Raw genomic sequence first — 14,345 nt, 5'->3', positions numbered from 1 at the left:
CATAAAAAAGAGAACAGAATCCATATTCTGCTCCCTTTTTATCTTCTATAATAGTTGTATAGTTACTTACTCTCCTTTAGCAAGACTAATAGCTTTTCAGCTTCTACCATAATAGTATTGTTGTCCTGAGAACCAAATAACAGGTTATTTTTTAATCCTGTGAGAGTTTCGTTGGCATTGGACTTAAGAATTGGATCCTGAATCTTTTTAAGTAACTCTTCCGCCTCTCTCAGTTTTTCTTCAACCTTTTCAGTTTCAACCTGAGGTTCCTCTGGTTCCGATGGTGATTCTTCTTCTGATTCCTCTGGTTCTTTTAGTTTTGGAGATTCTGCTTTCTCATTTTTCGGTTTTTCTTCGCGAGGTTTTTCCTCCTCAATTTTTTCTGTCTGAGGTTTCTCCTCTGTTGGTTTCTCTGTTTGATTGTTAGCAGCTTGACTATTGTGGTTTCTTTGAACATGGTCGCTCGCATTACCCCAACCACTATCTGAATGCGGACGTTCGTGTGGATGTTCGACATAATACTTCACAGTTTCAAATAGCTCTTCTAAAGTATACCCCTTAGGTGCCTCATAAAGTCCTTCGTCAAACCACTCAAATTTGATGTTATGATAATGGTCATAATGAGGTATAATCAAACTTCCATTTTTAACTTCCACAGTATGTTGGAGATTGTAAGGCATACGATCAAGTGGTACCTTCTTAGCTGCTTTTACTCGATTGTAAATCGCTTCTGCTCCCTTAGCTTCAGTATTTCCTGAACTTTGATGATTTGTTGAAGGAGGCGTCAAACCTTTCTCTTTAGCATAAGCTTGACCTGCTGCTCTTTCAGCTTCAGATAAACTTTCTTTCTTAATCCAATGACTGTGGCTCATATGCGGAGTTACATAGGCATCCCCCTCATCACTTGTGATATCACGGGGGTCAAAGATATAGCCATCTTCTGTTGTATACTTGCCTGCCAACTTGGCTACTTGAATCTCATCATCTGTGTAAGCTATTTGTGCATTTGGTTTTCCTAAACGTTCTGGATGACGAATCGGCGCTAGAAAAGCAAGGATATCATCAACTAACTTGACCTTATCACTTGACTCATCGTTGAGACGTTCCAATAGTCTATCCAAAGCGTCAAAATCAGCCTGGCGCCCTTTATTGGAAATCAAATCTTGATGAACTGTTGCTAGTAAATCATAAACTTTGTTGTAAAATTTTTGTTCACCAGATACAAGATTGGTTTTCTTAGCTCCTAACTCATGAGACAAACTTTCTTGTTTAGCAAGTTTATCATCAATGGCTGCAACAGTTTCTGCTGAAAGTTCCTTGGTAAAAATATAACGCGAAATTCCATTCTCTTCGAAGACATAACCATCAACCACCTTTCGAATCGCCTGTTTTACAAATTTTCCATCAATTGGATTGCTTGGAGCTGGTTGAGGATTTGGTACAGGTTGTGGACTTGGTACAGGTTGTGGACTTGGTATTGGGGTAGGCTCTGGAGCAGGGATTGGATTTGGAAGACTTGGAGTCGGAATTGGTTTTAATTCTTTACCACCTGCAGTAGTATGATTTCCTTGATAATTTTCAGAAATCATTCTCGCAATCTTCTGCTCTAAATCAGACATTTGAGAATAAGGGATAAAGTGGTAATGATCTCCGTGTGGCACTGCAACACCGTTCGCAGTTTTTCTTGTAATTTGCGCTGGATCAAAGACAAGCCCATCTGATTCCACATGTCGTTGGCTGAGTGGCAAGGCATAAAGTTGTTTCAAAAGACTAGATACGTCTTCACTTGGACTTGCTTGATAACTATTATCCACTTGTGGGCTAACAGTTGGAGCCCATCTTCTAGTATTTGCCTCAACATTGCTTTGATTCGTTTGTCTATATGTACTACTATTCGAAGCATATGATGAGCTATTGCTAGAAGAATTTGTTGACGGTCGATACCCAACTGAGCTTGTTTGACCACCTTTACCAGATAGGAAGGCTTGGGCCGCAGCAAGTTCGCTAGCTGATAAGTCACTTTTAGGAATATAATGGAAATGATTGCCATGTGGAACGATGTAAGCATCGCCAGTATCCTCAATAATATCACTTGCATTAAAAACATAGCCGTCATCCGTTGTATAACGACCTTGAGCTCTTGCAACAACTACCGCATTATCATTAGAACCACCTCCGTGATTACTACTGTGTTCTTGCTTCTGACGAGTGATTTCTTCTTTTGATCGAACATTATCAGCATGTGATTCATCCTTTAGATAGACATAATACTTACCATCTACCTTAATCACATAGCCACCCTTAATTTCATTGACAATATCTGAATCCTTCAACTGATAATTCGGATCTTTCATTAGCAATTCTTCACTGATGATAGCATCATAAGGAACCTTGCCATTATAGTAATGATAATGGTCTCCATGAGAAGTCACATAACCTTGGTCCGTAATCTTGATGACAATCTGTTCAGCATTAATCCCCTCTCGCTGACTAACTTCATCTGGTGTCAAGTTCTCTGCCTTTTGACTCGGTTGTTTACCATCAATGTATGAAACACGGTTATTTTCTTTTACAGTTTGGGCTTGATGCAAACCTAGTTCATAAGCACAGACACTTAAAACAAGTGCAGCTGCTGACCCAGCTAGATATTTTTTATTGATTTTCATTCTTTCCTCACTTTAATTCTTCTACTAAAATACTCATATTTTCTTCTAGATTTTCTAGATAAGTCTTGTCATTTTGTGGGTCTGCCTCTAAAGGATTCAGAGTTTTAAGACCCACACCTGTTGATTTGACAAGAGTTTCAGCTACTTTTGAAGAAGCATTACTTTCTGTAAAAATCGTTTTAACCTTATAGGTTTTAACAAATTCCTGAATTTCTGTTAGTTGTCGTGGACTTGGTTCTTGTTCAGGAGAGATGCCTGCAATACCAAGTTGATTAAGTCCAAATCTCTTCGCTAGATAAGAAAAGGCTGTATGTTGTGTTACAAATGTTTTCTGAGTCGCTTTTTCAAATTTAGGCTGGAATTTCTTAGTCAATTCTTGAGCTTTTTTGATAAAGGCTTGCGCATTTTTCTGGTAAGTTTCTTTATGCTCACTATCCACCTCTGAAAGTTTATCAGCGATAATCTGAGCTTCTTCGCCAGCTTTTTCAGGATCTAGCCAAGTGTGAGGGTCATAGAGCGTTTTTTCATCAACTCCATCCCCTGCTTCCACATCTTCTAGCCCTGGGACGCGGTCTAAAGTCATTCCCTCAGAAGCCTCTAAAACCTTAACTTTAGATTTTTTAAGATTGGGATCTAAACTTCCTGCCCAAGATTCGAGCGTATGAGAATGGTAAACAAAGACATCTGCATCATAGATGGCAGCAATGTCATTTGCTGAAGGTTCAAAGGAGTGAATTCCGCTACTTGACTGAATCATCCGAACATCATTCAAGTCACCAGATACTTCCTTGACCATAGCATAGATAGGATAAAAACTGGTCACAATTTTCATCCCTTTAGTTTCATCACTCTTATCTTGACTGATCTTCTGTCCACAAGCTCCTAAAACGAGAGCAAGGAAGGCAAGCATGAGCCATAGGATACTTCTTTTTTTCATAACAACTCCTTAACTAGTATTTAACCATTTAATTAACTGGTAAACATTTTACTCCTAAAAATTTAAAATGTCAATATTTTTTATGCATTTTCATGAAAAAAGTGAGAACTAGATTTCATTATCAGTTCTCACTAGTCATTTTTATCATTTGACTTTTAATTGTTTTAGAACTCCTTGATTCGTTTTTTAAGACAGCAAATTTCAGTTTTTTAACAAAGAAAAGGACATTATTCAATCAAAAATTGAATAATATCCTTTCGAGTAGATTATAATGAATAAAAATATTTTAAGGTTTTATTTGTTTTAGTGTCTTAATGTCATACATCACTAATTCACCATTTTTATTGTAAAACTGAACACCTTCTGGCTGAAAAATTAGAAACTTAGGATTGATTTGTGCAATTTTTGCTAACTTTTCTATATGTTCATTTAAAGTTACTTTATCCAATCCGTAGTCTGGTAAATCATCGTCACTTTCTTCTTTGGAGTTTTCTTTATCTTCAACCTTGTTTTCTGAAGGAATTTCGTTGGTTGTACCAGTCTCATTTACACCTATATTATTCTTCGGTTGCTCCTCTGTTTTATCTACATCAGTCTTATTTTTATCAATATTTTTAAGATTGTTTGAATCAGGTTTTAATTCTTTATTAGGATGTGTAGACGTTTCAGTTTTGGATTCTTTTTCTTTTATTCTTTTTGCTATTAAGTCTTGTGCTTGTTTCCATTCTACTTCTGACAAGTCGGATTTAGTGATACTTCTCAATGAACCACCTCCCGCTCTTGGAATGCTAAATGATTTGTCTTCCCATACAAAAGTTTCTTTTGCCAATACATCTTTCGGATCAAAAATATAACCATCTGGAGTTGCAAAACGACCTTCTGCAAGAGCTTTCTGAACTTCTTCAGCAGAATGGATAATTTGCCAATTCTGCATTCCAGCGCGTTTTTCAAGAGGAGTCACATTAGCAATAACGGAACCTGAGTCCTCGTGACCCGGCTTAGACCAAACTTCAGGACGAACCTCAGGGTGTTGCATGACATATTTAATAGTCGCAATTTGATCAGGCTCTAACCATGAGTAAGGCACAACGTGAATATGATCAATATGTGGAATAATGAATGAACTTCCAGTATCATAGGTAGTATTTGCTGCATGCATCGGCAAACTTGAGACATCTACAGCTAATCTTGCTTTAATCCCTGTGTCTACTATATCATAACGATAATGGTCTCGATCCTTAAGCATTAGTTCTTGTTCAGAAAAAGCAATTTGAGTCAGATCAAGTTCGTCTCGAGAATAGAAATATTCTTTTCCGTTTTCTTTAAGAACATAACCAACTTTACCATCTTTGGTAACTTTCCTAGTCACTTTTTTTGAATCAAATTTTGGTTTTTCTTCGTTATTCATTTTCTCTGAAGGAATAACACTATCATTAGCTTGACCTTTTTCCTTCATCCACTTGCTAACTTCATCTAATTCAAATTGTTCTAACTCTCCAAATCCCACATAATGGAAATGATTTCCATGCCTCGCTATAATGCCTGATTTATCAACTGAATAGATAGAATCTTTACTGAATACATATCCATCACTAGTATCGTATGGTTTGCCATCCAGACCTTTTCCATAAGCTTTAATTGAATTTCCTAAAAATTTATGTTCAACTGTACTGTTTGTTGGCTTTTGGGTATTTACTGGCTTGTTGTTTCCATTATTTTGTCCTTTTACTGAAATCATTCTCGCAATCCTCTGCTCTAAATCAGACATTTGAGAATAAGGGATAAAGTGGTAATGATCTCCGTGTGGCACTGCAACACCATTCGCAGTTTTTCTTGTAATTTGCGCTGGATCAAAGACAAGCCCATCTGATTCCACATGTCGTTGGCTGAGTGGCAAGGCATAAAGTTGTTTCAAGAGACTAGATACATCTTCACTTGGACTTGCTTGATAACTATTATCCACTTGTGGGCTAACAGTTGGAGCCCATCTACTAATATTTGTCTCAACATTACTTTGATTTGTTTGTCCATATGAACTACTATTCGATGCCTCTGATGAGCTACTGCTAGAAGAATTTATTGACGGACGATACCCAACTGAGCTTGTTTGACTACCTTTACCAGATAAGAAGGCTCGAGCTGCAGCTAATTCACTGGCAGACAAGTCACTCTTTGGAATATAATGAAAGTGATTGCCATGTGGAACGATGTAAGCATCGCCAGTATCCTCGATAATATCACTTGCATTAAAAACATAGCCGTCATCCGTTGTATAACGTCCCTGAGCCCTTGCTAGGGTAACTTCATTGCTAACTTTTGTTCCACTACCATGTCCGTGTTCTTGCTTCTGACGATTGATCTCATCCTTACTACGAATATTTTCTGCATGGGATGCATCTTTGAGGTATACATAATAGCGACCATCAACCTTGATGACATAACCACCCTTGACTTCGTTGACAATATCCTCATTTCGAAGTTGATAATTCGAATCCTTCATCAAAAGTTCTTCGCTGATAATAGCATCATAAGGAACCTTGCCATTAAAGTAATGATAATGGTCCCCATGTGAAGTTACGTAGCCTTGATCGGTAATCTTAACGACAATCTGTTCAGCATTAATACCTTCTCGCTGACTAACCTCATCTGGCGTCAGATTTTCAGTCTTAGCACTAGCCTGATTCCCTTCTATATAAGACACACGATTAGACTCTTTGCTAGTCTGTACCGCTTGGTAACGCCCCAATTCATAACTTGAAAGGCTTAAGGCTAAAAGAGCTACGGAACCAAGAACATATTTTTTATTGATTTTCATCTAAACACACTTTCTATTTCATTTATTCGTTAAATAAAGAACTACACTTTTTCCTAAAGAACTTCCTTAACTGGTTAAGCATACAACTGAAAAACGAAATCACTTTTAAAACTCCTCCTTCTATTTTCTATTTATCTAACAAGATTTGAGCGAGTGAGTTACCTCTTTATGTACTTAACCAGTTATTTAACTAGTTAATAGTTTACTCCTATCACATAAATCTGTCAAGAATTTTTTTGTCTTTCAGGTAAAATCTAGATAAAAAAGAGGAATATCCCCTAGTATGAGATAGATTCCTCTTTATAATATTTTAGTGTTGAAATGGCATAAAATCCGAAACAAAGGAAATGTTATCCTTATCTTCTGCGTTGACAAAATTTAAAAATAGCTTTTGAAATTCTTCAAATTCATAGTCTGAATGACAAATCCACTCCTTACCCGTCGAGACATACCATTTTCCAAGACTTGCAAGTTGCTCCTTGGTCAAGGATGGTACATGAGAGCAATGTTCAAAGTTAATAATATAAACTTTTTCATAGATTGATTTGATAAAATCTTTTAGCATAAACTTTCCTCGCTTAAATTCTATACCTAATAACTAGTTGTACTATTCAATCACTTGGGTCTCAGCTAGTTTTTTGTACCAGTGAGCTGATTTCTTCGGATAGCGTTCTTGCGTTTCAAAGTCCACATAGAAGAGGCCATAGCGTTTTTCATAACCATTTGACCAAGAGAAGACGTCCATGAGTGACCAGATGAAGTAGCCTTTGACTACTGCTCCATCAGTAATGGCATCTGAAATAACTTCCAAGTGTTGTTTCACATAATCAATACGTCCATCATCGTAAACAGTGTTATCGACAAATTCATCTTTGTATCCAAGTCCGTTTTCTGTGATGTAGATTTTCTTGTAGTTTGGATAATCCTTTTTCACGCGCATGATTTGGTCGTATAATCCTTGAGGATAGATAATCCAGTCCCAGTCAGTACGAGGTACATAGTCAGGAGCTACACGACGACCAACACCCTTGATCTGGTATTTAGAGCTTCCTTTTTCCCCTTTACCGTTGTGGATGATCTCAGTTTCACCATCAAAGGCTTCCATCCAATCGCTCATATAGTAGTTAATTCCGAGGAAGTCATTCAAATCTTTAGCTGCTTCAAGCGCTGCAAAGTCTTCGTCACGAAGATCCAAGCTACCACCATTTACTGATAAAATGTGGTTTACACCTTCCATTGTTGCATCTGAATAGTGTCCAAGGTATGTAGCATCCAAGATAAATTTATTGTGAATGATATCTTCTAACTCAGCTGCACGAACGTCTGCAGGGTTTTTAGGATCTAATGGATACTTAGTTGGAAGGGCGTGAACAACACCGATTTCACCTTTATAGCCTTTATCCTTGTAGAGTTTGACAGCACGAGCATGTGAAACCATCATATTGTGGTGAGATTGGAATACTTTGGCAAGGTCGTATTGAATACCTGGTGGAAATTTACCGACCAAGTATTGACCGTCACCGATTGGACCAATTTCATTAAAGGTTGTCCAGTAGTTTACTTCTGGAAATTCTTCGAAACAGAAGGCAGCATAATCTACAAAGTGTTCGATATTCTCACGATTCAAGAAGTCTCCATTTGAGTGAAGAGCTTCAGGTGTATCAAAGTGGTGAAGAGTTACGAACGGTTCCACATGACGTTTATGACATTCAGCAAATAACTTATGATAGAATTCTACCCCTTTTGGATTTACTTCACCATAACCTGTTGGAAAAATACGTGACCAAGCAATAGAAATACGGATACCGTTTACCCCATATTCCTCAGCCAACTGCAAATCTACTGGATATTTATGATAGAAGTCACTCGCTGGTTCAGCTGTATACCAATAGTTATCAGCTAAATATTTATCCCATGCAACTGGTCCTTTACCATCTGTATGTGTAGCACCTTCTGCTTGATAAGCCGCTGTTGCGCCACCAAAAATAAAATCTTTAGGAAGTGTTTTTGTCATTTTTTCACCTATTTCTTGATTGGATAAAATGAAAAGCGAGCGGAGAGGAGCTAGTGAGCTATCCATCTCCGTCTCACTTCTTGTACAAAGTCACCAAATAGTGACATAAAGGGGGAAAACAAATATATAATCCGGAGACTCTTTTACAGTCCTCAAGGTCAGTAGAATTGTGACATGAGGAGGTAAAAACGATATTTTTTTACCGACGAATTAACAAGGCGATTAGGAAATTCGCCATAGCGATTTCCGTGATGATAGGAGACTGTTTTACAGTCCCTATCATCAATCGAATTGAGCCTGAACAAATGTTAGAGCACCTTGTCCATCGCGTGTCAATTTAATGTACTGTGCACCTTCTGTCTTAGCCAGTTTGATACCTAATTTATCAGTTTCAGCCTTCATGTCCTCATAGTTTGAAGCTACTTGAGGAGCAAGGATAACAAGGTCAAATTCTGGCAACATTTCACGGTGAGCACCATAGCCACCAGCGGCTGCCTTAACAGGAACATTGTATTCTGCTGCTGCTTTGTTCAAGGCGTTGGCAAGAAGACCACTTGTTCCTCCACCTGCACAGAGAACGAGTACGTTGGTTTCTTCAGTGATTGTATTTTGTGCTGATTCTACTCCAGCTTTTTCAAGGATAGCATCCGCTTTAGCAGTATTGAAGTTTGCGGCAACTTTTTCTTTTAATTCATCGTTGACTTTACCAGAACGTTCTTCTTCAAGAATTTGTTCGTCATAAACTTTAAGGAATGGATAGTAGATTGCAATATCCACTACGATTAACAAGGCTGCAAGAGCAAATGACAAGAACTGGAAGTTTGTACCAAGAACAATACCTAGAGGTCCTGGTGTAGTCCATGGAAGGTTGGCAGTAAATGAGTTCATGCCAAGTGTTTCAATAAAGAACTTAAAGATCCATACGTTTGCAATAGGTGCGAAGATAAATGGAATAAAAAAGATTGGGTTCAAAACAAGTGGTGCACCAAACAAGATTGGTTCATTTACACCGAAGAATGTAGGAACTACTGAAGCACGTCCAATAGCACGATTTCGTTTCGACTTACACAACCACATAAACATGAATGGAACTACAAGAGTTGCTCCTGTACCACCCATAGTGACGATAAACATTTGTGTACCAGATGTAAGGATCTTATCAGCATGCATACCTTGTTGAAGAAGGTTCAAGTTGACTTCGGCATTTGCATATGTAATCGCTGCAATGGCAGGTTCAACGATAGATGGGCCGTGAATACCGACAAACCAGAAGAAGGCAAAAGCACCAAAGATAATTGTAATACCAAGATAACCGTCTGCTGCTGAGAAAAGAGGTGCAAAGAACTTACCGATTGATTCTGCAACGCTTGTACCAACAAATTGACGAGCGAGCAAGTCAAGAGCATAAAGAGAAACAACTGAAAGCGTAAACGGAATAACGTCTTTAAAGACTTGTGAGATATTCGGTGGAACTTCGTCAGGCATGCGAATAGTAACGTTGTTCTTAACACAAACCTTATAGATAGCTACAGTTACAAAAGCTGCCAGGAAGGCTGAAAGCAACCCTTTTGTTCCAAGGAATCCTGTCGCAAAGCCACCCTCGATTGGGTCAGCTGCTAACATCAGCAAACCAACAATAGCCGCCAGTAGCGTTGACATATAGTTGATTTGGTTGGTTTTCTCCATACTACGATTGACGGAGTCCGTTAAAGATTTAGCAGTGGTACCAGCTACCAAGACTGCTAGAATCCCCATAGAGTAGCTGTAAGGTTTCATCAAAAGTGCTACTACTTCATCAGACCATTTAAAGCCCCAAGAGTTTGGAACAAAAGCAATCAAGATAAAAATACTTGAGAAGAGAATGACTGGCATTCCTGCGATAAATCCATCCCGAATAGCACGAAGATAGATATTTCGAGATAGTTTTTCAAAGAAAGGCTTCCCTTTCTCGATATAGGCAATTAACTTATTCATTATTTAGCTCCTCTTTTATAAAGTTCAATTAAATGATGCACCAAATCTTTTAGCAAAATTGTTGTCATCAGGTGATCTTGTCCGTGCATCATTGTGATGCTGTATGGAATTTCTTCCCCTGCAGCTTCTTGAGCAAGCATAGATGTTTGCGCTTTGTGAGCTTCCGCAATGCAACCTGCTGCTTCTTCAACAAGAGCTTCTGCTTTCGCAAAATCACCAGCTTCAGCAGCCTTCAAAGCTTCCAATAATTTTGAACGAGCATCACCTGCATAGGCAACGATTTCAAAACCTAACAATGTTACTTCTTCTCTATTCATGATAGAATTCTCCTTATATATTTTTTAGTAAAGCGTTATGACAATAAACGTTGGATGTGTAGAACAAGATAAACTCGTTCACTCTTGTAGAGGTCAAGACTAGTTTCCTGAGCAATGACCTCATAAATTTTACTACCAATCTCGAATGCTTCTGGATAGGTATTCTTTATATGTTCTTCCATATCGAGCAAGGATTGATTATCATTGCGACTACGATCCAGATAATCCAAAAAATAATTTAGATGAATCATAAAGCGGTCGTAGAAATTATTATTTTCAGGTGTTCGCTGGATTTTATAACTCTTCAAAACGCTTTCGACTCTCTTTAAAATTTCCTTTCTCTTATCAATTGACTCAACAACTTCGACTTCATTCTCACCTTCGGCGTTTATGAAATGATAAGCGATACGAATGATTTCGTCTTCAGGAAAATTTTCTGTCAGTTTTTGACGATAAATTTCAAAAGCTTCTTGTGCAATTTGAAACGCGATAGGATATTTTGCAGAAATATCAGGCAAATTACTATCCTTATAGCGTCCTTGGCTAATAGCCTGATAAGAACAATAGATATGGTCTGTCAGAGTGACGTATAGATACTCTTGGACAGGATATTGATATTTTTTAGAAAGATTATCAATAATCTCATAAGTGACCGTAATAAAATCAAGCGGTACATCCTTGAGAAGAGCCATAAAGTTTTCTCGCGACTCTTCTGTTTTCATCCGAAAAACTTTTTCAACCTGATCCTCAGAAATCAAATCTCCCTTCTTCTTACCGAACGAAATACCCTTACCAATTACGATCAACTCCTCTCCCTTGCTATTCCGCACGAGAGAAACATTGTTATTCATTGGATTTAATATCCGATACATGGCAACCTCCTTGCCCTATTATTTAAGTTTTGTGAGCATAAAAAATGACCACAAATGAACTCAAAAAATATACATCTGAGTCATCTGTGATCATGCCTAATATTACTTAGTAACACTCACTTTGTATTAACTTGTGACTTAAGTATAGCACAAGATTTTTATTTTGTAAACCTTTACATACAACTTTTTTTAAAAGTTTTTTTGCTAGGGTTTTAGGACATAAAAGGGGGAAAATTTAGACACGTTCAGTCCATGAAGTAGCTGTTGTTTGAAGTACTTTATTGAGTTCATCAATGTTTTCAAATCCAGTTGTACGAAGCCATTCGCGAGCTGCTGCTTCACCGTCTTTGATGTAAGCTTCAACTGAGCCAGCCCATGTTGCACGTCCACAAAGAACACCATTGAAGTTTGCACCTGATTCGTGGGCAAAGACAAGAGTTTCTTGGAAGAGTTTAGCGGATACACCTGCACTCAAGTAGATGTAAGGAAGGTTAGTCGCTTCGTCTTGAGCTTTGAAGAAAGCAGCTGCTTCTTCACGGCTGTAAACGACTTCTCCATCACCAAATCCTTCAACATATTTCACGTTTACTGGAACTTCAACCTTCAATACGTCGATGTTGAAACGTGGATCAGAGAATACTTTCATAGCTTCGATAACTTTACGAGGTTTTACTTTCGCATATTCTACAGAACCTGCATCAGCAATCTTTTCATCATAAGCCAAGATTTCCAAGAAGAAAGGAATATCTTCGGCAACACATTCAGAACCAACACGTTCGATGTAAGCTTGTTTTTGTTGGTTCAATTCATCTGAACTATCTACATCGTAGTAAAGCAAGAATTTAACTGCATCTGCACCTTGTTCTTTGATACGTTTTGCAGACCAAACATCCAAACAGTCAGGCAAACGTTTTGTACTTGAAGTATCATATCCTGTTTTTTCATATGCAAGAAGAAGACCAGCTTCTTTATCCAAAGCTTTTGTTGCAGGAAGTCCGTATTCAGGGTCAAGAAGCATAGATGAAGCGTATTTTGTCAATTCATCCGCTACCAAGACTTTAAGTTCTTCCATTTGAGCTACTGTTGGCTCTTCTGTTTGGTATTGAGCCATAAGGCGTTTCAAAGCACCACGTTGGTCAAAAGCAAGAGCTGAGATGATACCATTCTCATTAGAGAGTTTTTGCATACAAGCGCGTTTATTTTCTGTTAAAACCATTTTATACCTCTTTTACAATTAATTGGTCATATAGACCTTGATAGTTAGCCATATTGACATGACCAGTCATTTTTTCTTGAGCATTAAGCATACCAAGGACATTTGCCTTGATCAACAGTTCTTGATCAGATTCTTTATGGAACAATCCTGAAGCAATACCTGCTACTGTAGAATCACCAGATCCAACTGGGTTTACAACTTGGATTCTTGGAATATCTACTTTATAGAAAGTATCTCCGTGCTTAGCAAAGGCACCATTAGCACCTAAAGAAACGATGATCCACTCAATTCCTTCAAATAGGGGCTCTTCAAGAACCTCTTTTAATTCATCCAAATCTTTAGAAATTTCTCTTCCTAAAAGTTGAGACAATTCTTCATTATTTGGTTTGATAACTGTTGGCTTATGTGGAGATTCAAGAACCGCCTGAAGTGAAGCTCCTGAACAGTCCAAGACAACAGGTTTACCAGCTTGGTTAGCAAGTTCAACCAGACTAGCATAATAATCCACTGGAAGTCCTGCTGGTAGACTACCTGAAATGGCCACTACCTCTACAGTCTCTAAAAGTTCTTTGAAATGAGCCAAGAAATCTTGACCTTCTTTTTCTTGAACTTCAGGACCTTTTTCTAGGATTTCTGTTTGGTTTTCTCCATGTAGAATTGCGATACAGTTACGGGTTTCACCTTGAATAGAGAAGAAACGTTTGCTTACTTTATCATCAATATTTTCTACTAAAAAATCGCCAAGTTTACCACCGACAAGTCCTGTTGCGACTACGGAGTCACCAAATTCTGATAGGACCCGAGTAACGTTAAGACCTTTACCACCAGCCGTTTTCGTAACATCTACAACACGGTTGACAGTGTCAATTTTTAATTCATCCAAAGGATAGGAAATATCAATGGATGGGTTCATTGTGACTGTTAAAATCATAGGTCACCTCTTAGTCGTGGTATTCACCGCGATCCCATTTTTCAAGGAATTCTGTAAAGAAGTTGGCATCCGTTTGATGGTCGTTATGAGTTTCAACGTGTTGGATTTTAGCGATCAATTTTTTGTTTTCTTCAGATGGTTTGTATTCAGCATTGATGAAAGCTTCAATGATATCACACATGAGCAACTCACCAGTGATTTTACCACCAAATCCGATAACGTTGGCATTCAATTGTTCTTTTGCATAAAGAGCTGTTGTCATATCACGAACCAAAGCAGAACGAACACCTGGAACCTTGTTAACAGCGTTATTGATACCTACACCAGTACCACAGATACATACACCAAGATCAGCTTGGCCACTAACTACTGCTTCACCAACTTTTTTACCAAAGATTGGGTAGTGTGTACGAGCGTGGTCATAAGTACCAAAGTCGATGACTTCATGTCCTTTTGATTTCAAAAATTCTGAAACCGCCATTTTTTCATTTGTTACGATGTGGTCACATCCAATTGCAATTCTCATTAGTTATTCCCTCCGATTAATTATATAAATCTAATATCATTTATCCTTACTCAAGAAAAATCAAGATTAGCTTAGGA

11 protein-coding genes are annotated in these 14,345 nt (G+C 38.0%); all 11 read right to left on the bottom strand.

Translation table 11 applies throughout. The features are described 5' to 3' along the window. Window positions 1–62 precede the first annotated feature (62 nt). Window positions 63–2,666: a pneumococcal-type histidine triad protein gene (locus QM877_RS01100; protein WP_414317297.1), complete on the bottom strand. Its 2,604-nt coding sequence runs from the start codon at window positions 2,664–2,666 to the stop codon at window positions 63–65. A 7-nt stretch (window positions 2,667–2,673) separates the two neighbouring features. After that, on the bottom strand, window positions 2,674–3,603 hold the full coding sequence (locus QM877_RS01095) for a metal ABC transporter substrate-binding protein (RefSeq protein ID WP_315639053.1): 930 nt from the start codon (window positions 3,601–3,603) through the stop codon (window positions 2,674–2,676). Window positions 3,604–3,889: 286 nt separating this feature from the next. Further along, window positions 3,890–6,412 (bottom strand): pneumococcal-type histidine triad protein, encoded by a 2,523-nt coding sequence (locus QM877_RS01090; protein ID WP_414317454.1) that lies wholly within the window; start codon window positions 6,410–6,412, stop codon window positions 3,890–3,892. A gap of 316 nt (window positions 6,413–6,728) precedes the next feature. Next, window positions 6,729–6,983: a DUF3884 family protein gene (locus QM877_RS01085; protein WP_075231579.1), complete on the bottom strand. Its 255-nt coding sequence runs from the start codon at window positions 6,981–6,983 to the stop codon at window positions 6,729–6,731. 42 nt (window positions 6,984–7,025) lie between these two features. Then, window positions 7,026–8,432 carry a 6-phospho-beta-galactosidase gene (gene lacG / locus QM877_RS01080; protein WP_414317296.1) on the bottom strand — a complete coding sequence of 469 codons (1,407 nt, stop codon included), beginning with the start codon at window positions 8,430–8,432 and terminating at the stop codon, window positions 7,026–7,028. A gap of 282 nt (window positions 8,433–8,714) precedes the next feature. Next, window positions 8,715–10,406, bottom strand: coding sequence for a lactose-specific PTS transporter subunit EIIC (locus QM877_RS01075; RefSeq protein WP_414317295.1), 1,692 nt, complete (start codon window positions 10,404–10,406; stop codon window positions 8,715–8,717). Then, window positions 10,406–10,723 (bottom strand): PTS lactose/cellobiose transporter subunit IIA, encoded by a 318-nt coding sequence (locus tag QM877_RS01070; protein WP_060955786.1) that lies wholly within the window; start codon window positions 10,721–10,723, stop codon window positions 10,406–10,408. Before QM877_RS01070 ends, QM877_RS01075 begins: the two co-directional genes overlap by 1 nt. Window positions 10,724–10,758: 35 nt before the next feature. Next, complete coding sequence (locus QM877_RS01065; RefSeq protein ID WP_414317294.1) at window positions 10,759–11,595, bottom strand: PRD domain-containing protein; 837 nt, start codon at window positions 11,593–11,595, stop codon at window positions 10,759–10,761. 235 nt (window positions 11,596–11,830) lie between these two features. After that, a complete protein-coding gene (gene lacD / locus QM877_RS01060) occupies window positions 11,831–12,811 on the bottom strand; it encodes a tagatose-bisphosphate aldolase (protein WP_414317293.1) in 981 nt (326 codons plus the stop codon). Window position 12,812: 1 nt separating this feature from the next. Next, window positions 12,813–13,742, bottom strand: coding sequence for a tagatose-6-phosphate kinase (locus QM877_RS01055; protein WP_414317292.1), 930 nt, complete (start codon window positions 13,740–13,742; stop codon window positions 12,813–12,815). Window positions 13,743–13,752: 10 nt separating this feature from the next. After that, the gene (gene lacB, locus QM877_RS01050) at window positions 13,753–14,268 is read right to left on the bottom strand and encodes a galactose-6-phosphate isomerase subunit LacB (protein ID WP_001216925.1); all 516 of its coding nucleotides are present in this window, start codon (window positions 14,266–14,268) and stop codon (window positions 13,753–13,755) included. Window positions 14,269–14,345 lie beyond the last annotated feature (77 nt).

It is taken from the genome of Streptococcus infantis (assembly GCF_047463655.1).
Lineage (GTDB): Bacteria > Bacillota > Bacilli > Lactobacillales > Streptococcaceae > Streptococcus > Streptococcus infantis_Z.
Note: the sequence above shows the minus strand (reverse complement) of the source record. Positions and strands in the feature narration are given on the sequence as shown.

Bases quoted from the DNA above. Each gene is read 5' to 3' on its own strand.
- QM877_RS01100 (WP_414317297.1), bottom strand. From the start codon at position 2,666: ATGAAAATCAATAAAAAATATCTAGCTGGGTCAGCAGCTGCACTTGTT.
- QM877_RS01095 (WP_315639053.1), bottom strand. From the start codon at position 3,603: ATGAAAAAAAGAAGTATCCTATGGCTCATGCTTGCCTTCCTTGCTCTC.
- QM877_RS01085 (WP_075231579.1), bottom strand. From the start codon at position 6,983: ATGCTAAAAGATTTTATCAAATCAATCTATGAAAAAGTTTATATTATT.
- lacG (WP_414317296.1), bottom strand. From the start codon at position 8,432: ATGACAAAAACACTTCCTAAAGATTTTATTTTTGGTGGCGCAACAGCG.
- QM877_RS01075 (WP_414317295.1), bottom strand. From the start codon at position 10,406: ATGAATAAGTTAATTGCCTATATCGAGAAAGGGAAGCCTTTCTTTGAA.
- QM877_RS01070 (WP_060955786.1), bottom strand. From the start codon at position 10,723: ATGAATAGAGAAGAAGTAACATTGTTAGGTTTTGAAATCGTTGCCTAT.
- QM877_RS01065 (WP_414317294.1), bottom strand. From the start codon at position 11,595: ATGTATCGGATATTAAATCCAATGAATAACAATGTTTCTCTCGTGCGG.
- lacD (WP_414317293.1), bottom strand. From the start codon at position 12,811: ATGGTTTTAACAGAAAATAAACGCGCTTGTATGCAAAAACTCTCTAAT.
- QM877_RS01055 (WP_414317292.1), bottom strand. From the start codon at position 13,742: ATGATTTTAACAGTCACAATGAACCCATCCATTGATATTTCCTATCCT.
- lacB (WP_001216925.1), bottom strand. From the start codon at position 14,268: ATGAGAATTGCAATTGGATGTGACCACATCGTAACAAATGAAAAAATG.